Genomic DNA, 11,901 nt, shown 5'->3' with positions numbered 1-11,901 from the left:
CAGAGCAGGAAGGAACGCACCCATGCGCGTGCTGTTGACGTGCTTCGCGCACAACACGCATTACCACAACCTGGTTCCGATCGGATGGGCGCTGAAGGCCGCCGGACACGAGGTGCGGGTGGCCGCCCCGCCCGCGTTGACCGAGGCGATCACCGCCTCCGGGCTGACCGCCGTCCCCGTGGGGGACGACGAGGCCCTCATGGAGCTGATCGCTGAGATCGGCGGCGACCTCGGCCCCTACCAGGAGGGCCTGGACTTCGCCGAGACCCGGGGCGGGCCGATCTCCCACGAGCACGCGCTCGGCCAGCAGACGGTCATGTCGGCGCTGTGCTTCTCTCCCCTCAACAGCGACGCGACCATCGACGACACCGTCGCCCTGGCCCTCTCCTGGCGTCCCGACCTGGTCGTCTGGGAACCCTTCACGTTCGCTGGACCGATCGCCGCGCACGTCAGCGGTGCCGCGCACGCCCGGGTGCTGTGGGGACCGGACGTCGTCGGCAACGCCCGGCGCCAGTTCCTGGCGCTGTCGGCCGAACAGCCCCCCTCCCGACGCGAGGACCCCATCGCCGAGTGGTTGGGGTGGACGCTGGAGCGGCACGGCCACACGGCGAACGCGGCGGTCGTCGAGGAGCTGCTCCACGGGCACGCGACACTCGACCCGACGGCGGAGAGCCTGCGTCTTCCGTCGGACGGTCGGGTGATCCCCTTCCGGTTCGTGCCCTACAACGGCCGCTCAGTGCTGCCCGACTGGGTGGTGCGCGAGCCCGAGCGCCCCCGGGTGTGCTTCACCCTCGGCGTGTCCGCGCGGGAGACCTACGGGAGGGACGCCGTCCAGGTGAGCGAGCTGCTGGCCGGGCTCGGCGACCTCGACGCCGAGATCGTCGCCACCCTGGACAGCGGCCAGGTGGCCGACGCCGGACCGCTGCCGGACAACGTCCGGGTGGTCGACTTCGTGCCGATGGACGCCCTCCTGCCGACCTGTTCGGCGGTCGTCCACCACGGCGGGGCGGGCACGTGCTTCACCGCCACCCTGCACGGCGTGCCGCAGGTCGTGGTCGCCGCCCTGTGGGACGCCCCGCTCAAGGGGCTCCAGCTCCAGGAGGCGGGGGCCGCAGTGTCGATCCCCCCGGAGAAGCTGGACGCGCGGACGCTGCGCGACGCCGTGGCCCGCGCCCTGTCGGACCGGGACATGGCGGACAGCGCCCGGAAGCTGCGCTCGGAGATGCTCGCCCAGCCGACACCCGCCGAACTCGTGTCCCCGCTCGAACGCCTGGTCGCCGAGCGACGTGAGGACGCCTCCGGCCCCCTGGGCTACACCGGAGACGCCGCCGAGCTCTACGACCTGGTCCACCAGGGCAAGGGCAAGGACTACGGCCGGGAGTCGACGGACCTGGCCGACCTGGTCAGAAGACACGCCCCGGGGGCCGACAGCCTGCTCGACGTGGCCTGCGGCACCGGTATGCACCTACGGCACCTGTCCGAGCACTTCACCACCGTGGAGGGCCTGGAACTGTCCCCGGACATGCTCGCCATCGCCCGCCGCCGCAACCCGGACGCCGTCCTGCACCCGGGTGACATGCGCGACTTCTCCCTCGCCCGCCGGTTCTCCGCCATCACCTGCATGTTCAGCTCGATCGGGCACATGGCCGACCAGCGCGAGCTCGACCAGGCGATCGCCCGGTTCGCCGCCCACCTCGAACCGGGCGGTGTGGTCGTGCTCGAACCCTGGTGGTTCCCCGAGGCCTTCACCCCGGGTTTCGTCGGAGCGAGCACCGTCGAGGCCGACGGCACCACCATCACCCGTGTCTCCCACTCCACCCGCGAGGACGGGGCCACCCGGATCGAGGTGCACTACCTCGTCGCGGCGCCGGGGACGGGAGTCAGCCACCACGAGGAAACCCATCGGATCACGCTCTTCCCCCGAGAGCAGTACGAACACGCCTTCGCCAGGGCCGGCCTGTCCGCGGAGTTCACTCCCGGCGGCCCCTCGGGTCGGGGCCTGTTCGTGGCCGTCCACCGAACGTGAGGAGCCACACGTGAAGCACATCCTTGAGGCGATCACCGCCGACGACCGTCCCCCGGCCGAGGAGTTCGCCGCGCTGGAGTTGCCCGAGTCCCACCGCGCCGTCACGCTGCGCCGGGAGGACGTCGGCATGTTCGAGGGCCTGGACACCAAGGACAAGGACCCGCGCACCTCGATGCACCTGGACGAGGTCCCGGTGCCCGAACTCGGCCCCGGCGAGGCGCTGATCGCGGTCATGGCCAGCTCGGTGAACTACAACACCGTGTGGTCGTCGATCTTCGAGCCGCTGCCGACCTTCACCTTCCTCGAACGGTACGGCCGCCGCTCCGCCCCGGCCGCCCGCCACGACCTGCCCTACCACGTCATCGGTTCGGACCTGTCCGGCGTCGTCCTGCGCACGGGGCCCGGGGTCAACGCCTGGAAGCCGGGCGACGAGGTGGTCGCGCACTGCCTGTCCGTGGAGCTGGAGTCGGCCGAGGGGCACGGCGACACGATGCTCGACCCCGAGCAGCGCATCTGGGGCTTTGAGACCAACTTCGGCGGCCTCGCGGAGATCTCCCTGGTCAAGTCCAACCAGCTGATGCCCAAACCCCGGCACCTGAGCTGGGAGGAGGCCGCCTCCCCCGGCCTGGTCAACTCCACCGCCTACCGGCAGCTCGTCTCGCGCAACGGGGCCGCGATGAAGCAGGGCGACAACGTCCTCATCTGGGGTGCGGGCGGCGGGCTGGGCTCCTACGCGACCCAGCTCGTGCTGTCGGGCGGGGCCAACCCCGTCTGCGTGGTCTCCAGCCCGGAGAAGGCCGAGATCTGCCGCGCCATGGGCGCCGAGGCGATCATCGACCGCAGGGACGAGGGCTACCGGTTCTGGAAGGACGAGCACAACCAGGATCCGCGCGAGTGGAAGCGCTTCGGCAAGCGCATCCGCGAACTGACCGGCGGGGAGGACGTCGACATCGTCTTCGAGCACCCCGGGCGGGAGACCTTCGGCGCCAGCGTCTACGTCGCGCGCAAGGGCGGCACGGTGGTGACCTGCGCCTCGACCTCCGGGTACCAACACCAGTACGACAACCGCTACCTGTGGATGTCGCTGAAGAACATCATCGGCACCCACTTCGCCAACTACCGGGAGGCGTGGGAGGCCAACCGGCTCATCATGAAGGGCAGGATCCACCCCACCCTGTCCAGGACCTACCGTTTGGCGGAGGCCGGCCAAGCCGCCTACGACGTCCACCACAACCTCCACCACGGCAAGGTGGGGGTGTTGTGCCTGGCCCCGGAGGAGGGGCTCGGGGTCACCGACCACGAGACGCGGGCGCGCCACGCGACGGCGATCGACCGTTTCCGGACGGTACCGGCGGCACGTGAAGAAGTGGCAGTGTGACGTGGCGTGATCGAGGAGATTCTCCCCCCGGGGGTGTGCTCCGCGGACACCCGCGGGGAGTTCCCGGAGTCGCTGCTCCTGCCCGGGGAGAGGCACGCCGTGCGCGACGCGGTGGAGCGCAGGCGCCGTGAGTACACCACCGCGCGGGTCTGCGCCCACCGGGCGCTCGCCGACCTGGGCGCCGCCCCCGGCCCGGTGCTCAGCGGCACGCGGGGGGAACCGCTGTGGCCCCGGGGGGTCGTGGGTTCCCTGACCCACTGCGAGGGGTATCGGGCGGCGGCGGTCGGCCGGGCCGGGGGCTGGCTGGCCCTGGGTATCGACGCCGAACCGCACGCCGCCCTGCCCGACGGGGTGGAGGAGGCCGTGACCCTGCCGGAGGAGCGTGTCCGGTTGCGGGAGCTGTCCGAGGCCGAACCCGGGATCCGCTGGGACCGGTTGCTGTTCAGTGCCAAGGAGTCGGTGTACAAGGCGTGGTACCCGCTGGCCGCCCGGCGGTTGGACTTCCGGGACGCCTCGCTGCGGATCTGTCCGCGCGCCCGCACCTTCTCCGCCCGCCTGACGCCGCCCTGGGCGGTCGTGGGCGATCTGACCCTGGACGTGCTCACCGGCGAGTGGAGTGTGCGCGACGGCCTGGTCCTGACCAGCGTCGCCCTGCGGGCGCCCGCAGGGCCGCCCGGTCCGTGAACGAGGGAATGGAGGAGGAATGGCCGACGTGCTCGGCAGGCTGACCGCCGAGGGCATCGCGTTGCGGCTTGAGGGGGTGGACCGCGGATCGGCGGTCTCCGGAGAGCTCACCGACGCCGCGCGGCGCTGGGGGATCAGCGGCGCGGCCATCCACCCCGCCCCGGTGGCGGAGGGTGTCCGGTGGGGGGACGCCTACACGAGTCAGCTGCGCGACCTGGCGCTGCGGGGCGTGGACGACGCCGAGGGCGTACGCCGGCTGCTGACGTACGACGCCAGGCGGGTGTGCGAGGCCCTGCGCCCGGCCTTCGAGCGGGAGGAGGTCGGCAGCGGCTGCGCGGCCCTTCCGGTTCCGCCCTGGTGGTCGTGGCGACGGGACCTGCTGTTGGCGGAGGCCCGGGCACTGTGCTGGGAGGTGGACCGCCCCAACCTCCTGCTGGACTTGGCGGCGGGTCCGCGGACGGCCGGGGCCGCCGAGGAGCTGTTGGCGGAGGGCATCGGGGTGCAGATCTCCGGTGCGGCGTCCGCCGCGGCCGTGGCGGAGGCGGCGGCGGCCTTCCTCGACGGGTTGGAGCGAGCACGCGCGGTCGGCCGTGACCTGTCCGGGATCCGCTGCGTGGTGAGCGTCCCGCTGCGGCTGCTCGGGGAGGCCGTCGCGAGGATCCTTCCCTCGGGCGCCGACGGGGGCGCCGACGCCCCGTGGGACGGTGTGGGCGGATCGCTGCTGGCCTACGCCCGGTTCGCCTACCACGCGTACGAGGCCGGGCTGGCGGATCCCCGGTGGAGCTCGCTGGCCGCGGACGGCGCCCGCCCCTGGGAGCTGTCCTGGTCGGTCACGGGAACCGGGGCGGACGGCCGGTTGGTCGCGGGGCCGCGGACGGGCGGTGCCGGCGCCGAGCTGGTCGTCGGCTGGGGCACCTCCGTGGGCGGTGACGCGGGGGCGATGGCCGCGTTCCTGCGTGAGGGCGTATCGGGTCCGGAGAACCTCTCCGACGAGTTGCCGACCGCGTGTCGGACGGCCCGGCGGGCGGAGAGCCGGGGGGTCGACCTCCACCGTGTCGCGGAGGAGCTGACCCGGAGTCAGCTCACCGCCGCGACAGCGTCGTGGCGGCTGCTGCACTCGGCCGTTTCGGATTCCCTCGCCGCCTTCCGAGCCGACCGGGAACCGCAGCCGACGCCCGCTTCCGACGACGGAGAAAGAGAAAGTGACACACGGCACCCGGACCCCGTTTCCACACCGGGAACCGCACGCCCCCAACACCCCCAAACAAGCGAGAACGACCACACTGAACAGCCAAAACGTGAAGACAAAAGCCGACCAAACGGCAACAACGAAAAGAAATGAAAACGATTATAAAACCTTGTCTTCACACGGCCTTCACAGCAAAAATCTTCCTTGACTCTTATCTACCGAAAGGTACTATTTCGCCATTGGACATCGCATAAAGAAACCCGTCGACCGTGGGGGAGTGAGGAAATCGATGCTGCCGCAGGGGGGCACGGCGCTCGGTGGGACACCGGCTCAGGGGGGTGTCGCCGGCACCCGGAACAAGGGACATCCGGCGGGCGGCCCCGACCTCCTCCCCTTCCTCGAACTGCTCGCCGGCGACGCCCCCGCCCGCAGCTACGACGACCTGGTGCACGAGGCTCAGGCCCGGGGCGCGAGCACGTCCGCCGTCGAACGGCTGGGCCGGGCCCGGAGCCTGGCCCTGTCCGTCCAGGTCGCCACCGCCCGGCGCCGCCGACGCGAGGCCGACCTCGCCGCCCTGGTCGACATCGCGTGCGACCTCGCCCTCTCACCCGACCTGGAGACCACCCTCCGGTTGGTCACCCGACGCGCCCGGATGCTGGTCAACATGGACATGGCGCACGCGTACGTGCTCCGCGCGGGCGGCGACCCCGTGATGGCCTCGGCCGGGGGAACCACCGTCCTCACCAACGGCGCGCGGAGCCCGCACGAACACCACCTGCTGAGCGGGGACGACCGGCCGGAGGGTCCCGTCTGGACCGCCGACTACGCCACCGACCCCCGAATCGAGCGCACCCCGGCCACCGACCGGGTGGTGCGCGCCGAGGGTCTGCACGCCATCCTGGCGGTCCCGCTGCGGGTGGACGACGCCTGGGCGGGTCTGCTGTGCGTGGCCGAACGCCAGGTGCACCACTTCTCCCCGGAGGAGATCTCCCTCATCACCTCCCTGGCCGACCTGACCTCGGCGGCCGCCAGCCGGGCCCGGTCGTGGGAGCGCGCCCAGAACGAACGCGCCGAACTGGAGCGCCTCGCCCGCGCGGCCGGGGCCGAGGCGGAGGAGGCGCGCCGCACAGCGGACATGCAGGGGGAACTGCTGGACATGGTGCTGTCCGGGGCCGACCTGGAGACCCTCCTGACCCGGATCGTGCGGGAGTCGGGCAGCGCGGTGGCCGTCCGCGACCCCTCCGGCACCCTGCTGGCGCGGACCGGGAGACTCTCGGTGCGCGACTCCCCCGACCTGGAGCGCACCTGCCTGCGCGCGCGGACCCTGGACCGGCCGCTCCCCCTGCCCGGAGGGTCCTGGACGGTCCCGCTCAACGGACCCGACGAGCACCTCGGCTGGCTGCTGTTCAGCCCCGCGGAGGGCGACGACCTCGCACGCGAGGGGTTCCTGGCGATGGTCGGCGGTGTGGTGAGCGCCCTCCTGCTGACACGGCGCGGCTCCGGGCCGCCGGACCCCGGCGACGACCACCTCCTGGCGTCCCTGGTCCACGGCGAGGGGGCGACCGCGCACGACGCCCGGGGGACCAGGCGTCTGTCGGCGCGGCTGAACCGGCCGCACGTGCTGGTCGCGGCCCGGACCGAGGAGCCGCCCACGGACCGCTGCTGGGCCGCCCCCTTCGCCCACCACCGTCAGGGGCTGTCGGTCCCTGGTGACGACCACGCCGTGCTGCTGCTCCCCGGCGACGATCCGGGGGAGACGGCCCGCACGGTCTCCGCCGAACTCGGCGAGATCCTCCAGACCCCGGTGACGGCGGCGGCGGTGGGTCCGCTGCGGAGACCGGAAGAGCTGGCGGTCCGGCACCGCGAGGCGGTGCGCTGCCTCGACGCGCTCGTCTCACTCGGCGGGACCGGGAGCGGGGCCGGACCCCGCGACCTCGGTTTCCTCGGGATCCTGGCCGCCGAGGACTACGAGGTGGCGGCGTTCGTCGAGGACGTCCTGGGCCCGGTCCTGACCTACGACGCCCAACGGCGGACCAACCTCCAGCGGACGCTGGAGGTCTACTTCCAGTGCGCGGAGAGCCCCACGAGGGCGGCGGAGGTCCTCCACGTGCACCCCAACACCGTCGCACGCCGTCTGGACCGCGTCACCCAGCTGCTCGACCGGAACTGGCAGAGCCCCGACCAGGCGCTGGAGCTGCGCCTCGCCCTCCACCTCCAGAGGACACGGCAAGCGCTGCGGCCCCCGGGCCACTAGCGTCGAGCAGACGCGTCGCGTGGGCGAGCGACACCAGGGTCACGTGCCGGTGCCACCCGTGGTAGGAACGGCCCTCGAAGTCCTGGAGCCCCACGTCCCGGCCGATGTCACGGAAGTCGGCCGCCACGCGGCGGGTGAGCTTGCCGAGCCGCAGGAGCGTGCCCCGCCCCGCGCCGCCCATGTTGGTCACCCACAGTTCGGTGGGCCTCGGCCGGTTCGGGCGCCACTCCGCCACCAGGGTCAGCGGCGGGGTCTGGGGCCGTCCTCTCCTGGTGTCCGACACCGGTCCCCGGTACGACGGACCGGGCACCGGGGAGAGTCTGGGCCAGTGCACCGGCAGCAGTGACAGCAGGCTGGTGCGGGTGATCGGGGGGCCGACCGGGTCCACCCACTCCACCGGCCGCCGCCGCGACGGGACCAGTCCGGCCAACCGCTCGGCGGTGGCCGCCACCGTCCGGGCGCCCCCCGACAGTTCGGGCGCCAACAGGTTCGTGCCGCCGCTGACGCGCAGCATGAAGGGCAGCCCCGCCGCGGACAGCGCGCGGATGACGGGTGCGGGGGCCACCTCCCTGGCGTCCATCACCACGGGTCTGGGGGTCAGCCCCCAGCCGGCCGCCTGCGCCACGACCCCGGCCGCGATGGCGTCGGGGGAGGCCACGCGCAGTTCGTCGGGGATCGCGACGCGTCGGCGCAGGTCGTCGTCGCCGAGCCAGTCGTCGCCGAGGGACAGCTGCCAGTTGACGGGGGCCGAACCGTGGTCGGCGGCGAACCACAGCCCCCAGCTGTGCTGGCAGTTGACGGCCTGCCCCAGGTGGGGGACGTAGCGGCGTTCGACCCCCACCGACTGCGTCCCGGCCTTCGGGACCACCATGGGGCGCACCACCCAGGCACGCGGCCCGAGGTCACGCTCCAGCCGGCGGGCGAGCCGGACGCGCAGTCGGGACCAGTCCCAGGTCGAAGAGCTGATGAAGTGGTGCAGGCTCTGCTCGGCCGCGTGCTCCCCGGTGTGGGCGGCCAGGCCGCGCATGGTCTTGCGGCCGGGGACGGTCAGCAGTCCGCGCACGTACATGCCGCCCTTGTGCCGCTGATCGCTGCGGCGCAGCGCGGACAGCACCTCCGAGACGAGGGAGGCGTCAGGGCCGATGTCCGAGTCGGCCGCGGGGGTGTCGCGGTCCGCCGCCCACGCGGCCGGTCCGGTGATGGCGGGTGCGGTGGAGGTCAACGGCGCTCCTCACGGGGCTGATGGCCCGCTGTGGGTCCGGGGCCTTGGCGCCCTCCACCCTTCCGAGCGCCACGCTCCGACCCCAGGTGCGCCGACGACCCATTTCACGATGCTTCCGGGGACGTTCCACCGCTCTGGAAGGCACGGCGCCGGACGGATATCCGTGGGGTGTGCCCGGAGCACCGCAGCCGGGCCTTTCCGTCCGTTCTCATCGCCCTCGACCGGTGGTCGCACCACCGGTCGAGGGCGATGAGAACGGACGCTTCGGAGCGCCCAGGGGTCGCGAGCACGGCCCTTTTCCACGGCGGACCACCGTGTTTTCCCACGGGCGAACCCGGGCGAGCATCGGAAACCTGCAACGTTTGAGCAGTACAGCGGGGTAATCGGCCCGTGATTCACCGCCACGGCGCACACCGCGTCCGCTCTCCCCCTCCGCACGGGGGTGCGGGACCACCGCCCCTCGGTTCCGGACCGGATCAGCGGTCGCGTGTGACGCGCGTGTGATCGGAATCCGGATGATGTCAGGTGACGGTCCCGACCGCCCTGGAACCGAGCACCTCTACCAGTTCCTCGCGTTTATCTCCCGCTTACACAAACCACCCCGGGCGAAACTTGGCGGACTCACCAGGGCGTTCACCGGAAATACCCGACCGCTGCCCGGCCAACGGAATGCGAACGGGGAAACCGGGGCCGCCGACTCCAGTGGACAGCCGACAAAAGGGATGGCAGCATGACGCGGGCGAAAAATACCGACGTTCCCTTTCTCTGGAAGGAAGGAACTTGACGTTCCGTCGCACCCAACCGCACGGAGGAGCCCGTGGCCGGAGCGGCGGGAGCCGCCCCGGAACACGGCACCGGACCTCGGCGCAACGGCCCGCCGAGCACGACGGCCAGGGCGGAGGAACCGGGAATCCGCAGCCACACGGCCGGCCGGGGCGGGGAACGGCCAGGCGGGAGTGGGGGCAGAACTTCTTCCGGTCCGCCGCCGTGGCACGGCGCTTCGCCCGGCAGATGGACGGCGTCGACGACCGGGCGGCCGCCCTCATCGAGATCGGCCCCGGCTCCGGACGCGTGACCCGGGAACTGGTCGTCCCCGACCGCCCCCTCACCGCGGTCGAGATCGACCCCCACTGGGTCCGGCACCTCAGGGAACGGGCCCTGCCGAACCTCACCGTCGTCAACCGCGACTTCCTGGACTGGCGTCCGCCCAAGGGACCGATGCGGTTCATCGGCAACCTGCCCTTCGGGACGGGGACCACGATGCTCCGCCGCTGCCTGGAACTCGGCCCCGACCGCTTCCTGGAGGGCGTCTTCCTCCTCCAGGAGGAGTACACCCGCAAACGCGTCGGCGGCTACGGCGGCAACCTGTTCAACGCGCAGTGGGCCCCCTGGTACGGGTTCCGCCGCGGACTGCGCTTCCCTCGCCACGACTTCCGCCCGGCCCCCCGCACCGACACCGAGACCCTGCTGGTGTCGCCCCTGCCCGAACCGCTGGTCCCCTGGCGACAGCGCGTCGCCTACCAGCGGTTCGTGGACGGACTCTTCAACACCGGCCAGCTGACCGTCGGGCAGGCCGCCCGCGCGGTGGGCGGTCGGGGAAACGCCGCTTGGCTGCGGGCGGCCGGCGTCCCCTCCGGTCTCCGGGTCAAGGACGTCACGCCGCGGCAGTGGGCCGACCTCTTCCGCGCCTCGGGCCCGCCCCCCGTAGGAGAGCGGGCCCGAGGCGGCCGCGGCCCTACCCCGCGTAGGGCTCCAGCGCGGCGGCGAGCGCGTCGTGGACCCTCGCGGTGACGCGGGTGCCGTCCCCGGTGTGCTCCTCGGCCAGGACCTCCCCCTCGTCGTGGATCCGGGCGAGGAGGTCACCCCTGTCGTAGGGCAGCAGCGCCGCCACCTCGGTGTCGGCCTCCGACAGCGTCGACACGATCCGCTCCAGCAAGGCGTCGACGCCCTCACCGGTCCGGGCGGAGACCACCACGGTGTCGGATTCGGCGGCGAGCAGGGGGCGCAGTGCCTCCTCCGGGACGGCGTCGGCCTTGTTGACCACCACGAGTTCCGGCACACGGGCACCACCGATGTCGGCGATCACCGCGCGGACCGTCGCGATCTGGTCGAGCGGATCGGGGTGGGAGCCGTCGACCACGTGGAGGATGAGGTCCGCCTCGGTGACCTCCTCCAGGGTGGACCGGAAGGCGTCGACGAGGTGGTGGGGCAGCCGACGCACGAAACCGACGGTGTCAGTGAGTGTGAAGCCGCGTCCCCGGTCGGTCTCCACCCGGCGCACGGTGGGGTCCAACGTGGCGAAGAGGGCGTTGCGCACCAGGACCTCGGCTCCGGTGAGGCGGTTGAGCAGCGAGGACTTCCCGGCGTTGGTGTAGCCGGCCAGGGCGACCGAGGGGACCCTGTTGCGTTCGCGGCGCTGACGGCGCAGGTCGCGGGCGACCCGCAGCTGCTCGATCTCCCGCTGGACCTCGGCCATGTCGTCACGCAGGCGGCGCCGGTCGGTTTCGAGCTTGGTCTCACCGGGGCCGCGACTGGCCAGACCGCCGCCGCCCCCGCCGCCCCTCTGGCGCGCCAGCGACTGCCCCCAACCGCGCAGCCGCGGCAGCATGTACCGCATCTGCGCGAGCCGCACCTGGGCCTTGCCCTCCCTGGAGGTGGCGCGTTGGGCGAAGATGTCGAGGATCAGGGCGGTCCGGTCGATCACCTTGACCTGGAGGCGCTCGCTCAGGCGCGCCAGCTGCGCGGGTGAGAGCTCACCGTCGAACACGACGGTATCGGCGTCGGCGCTCTCCGCCAGGTCGGCCAGCTCGGCGACCTTGCCGGAGCCGATGAAGGTCGCGGGGTCGGGGCTGGACCGGCGCTGGGTGAGACCGTGCACCACCCGTGCCCCCGCGGTCTCGGCGAGCGCGGCCAGTTCGGACAGGGAGCGCTCGGCCTCCTCCGCCGTGCCAGTGGACCACACGCCCACCAGCACCACGCGTTCGGCCTCGTCCCGGTCCGCGCCGAGGGAGGCCGGACTGACTGGACTCAGGTCGTGCTCGGCTCCGCTGTCCGGTGTCTCAGTGTCCAGGGCGTCGGCGATACCGGTCGGGGCGGTGGCGTCGCCGTCGGTGTTGCCGGTGTGGTCTGTGGCGGGCATAAGCATCCT

8 protein-coding genes are annotated in these 11,901 nt (G+C 72.6%); 6 read left to right on the top strand and 2 right to left on the bottom strand.

Annotated elements, in window-relative coordinates:
* Window positions 1–22 precede the first annotated feature (22 nt).
* From KIK06_RS29285 to KIK06_RS25755, 5 genes are all read left to right on the top strand, one after another.
* Window positions 23–2,026 (top strand): activator-dependent family glycosyltransferase, encoded by a 2,004-nt coding sequence (locus KIK06_RS29285; protein WP_327084664.1) that lies wholly within the window; start codon window positions 23–25, stop codon window positions 2,024–2,026.
* Between the two features lie 10 nt (window positions 2,027–2,036).
* Entirely contained in the window at window positions 2,037–3,404 is a 1,368-nt protein-coding gene (gene ccrA, locus KIK06_RS25770) for a crotonyl-CoA carboxylase/reductase (protein ID WP_017600726.1), read from the top strand.
* A gap of 6 nt (window positions 3,405–3,410) precedes the next feature.
* A complete protein-coding gene (locus KIK06_RS25765; RefSeq protein ID WP_268645470.1) occupies window positions 3,411–4,088 on the top strand; it encodes a 4'-phosphopantetheinyl transferase family protein in 678 nt (225 codons plus the stop codon).
* A 19-nt stretch (window positions 4,089–4,107) separates the two neighbouring features.
* Entirely contained in the window at window positions 4,108–5,430 is a 1,323-nt protein-coding gene (locus KIK06_RS25760; RefSeq protein WP_268645469.1) for a hypothetical protein, read from the top strand.
* A gap of 136 nt (window positions 5,431–5,566) precedes the next feature.
* A complete protein-coding gene (locus tag KIK06_RS25755; RefSeq protein ID WP_268645468.1) occupies window positions 5,567–7,531 on the top strand; it encodes a helix-turn-helix domain-containing protein in 1,965 nt (654 codons plus the stop codon).
* Here KIK06_RS25755 and KIK06_RS25750 read toward each other — a convergent pair.
* Window positions 7,422–8,753, bottom strand: a complete 1,332-nt coding sequence (locus KIK06_RS25750) for an IS701 family transposase (RefSeq protein WP_268645467.1) — start codon at window positions 8,751–8,753, stop codon at window positions 7,422–7,424. The genes KIK06_RS25755 and KIK06_RS25750 overlap by 110 nt on opposite strands.
* Window positions 8,754–9,533: 780 nt before the next feature.
* Here KIK06_RS25750 and erm point away from each other — a divergent pair.
* Window positions 9,534–10,544: a 23S ribosomal RNA methyltransferase Erm gene (erm, locus tag KIK06_RS25745; RefSeq protein ID WP_268645466.1), complete on the top strand. Its 1,011-nt coding sequence runs from the start codon at window positions 9,534–9,536 to the stop codon at window positions 10,542–10,544.
* Here erm and hflX read toward each other — a convergent pair.
* Window positions 10,489–11,892: a GTPase HflX gene (hflX, locus tag KIK06_RS25740; protein WP_268645465.1), complete on the bottom strand. Its 1,404-nt coding sequence runs from the start codon at window positions 11,890–11,892 to the stop codon at window positions 10,489–10,491. The two genes, erm and hflX, sit on opposite strands and share 56 nt — an antisense overlap.
* Window positions 11,893–11,901 lie beyond the last annotated feature (9 nt).

The organism is Nocardiopsis sp. EMB25, assembly GCF_026797795.1.
In the GTDB taxonomy this organism is placed as follows: domain Bacteria; phylum Actinomycetota; class Actinomycetes; order Streptosporangiales; family Streptosporangiaceae; genus Nocardiopsis; species Nocardiopsis lucentensis.
This window is presented reverse-complemented; position numbering and strand designations above follow the sequence as displayed.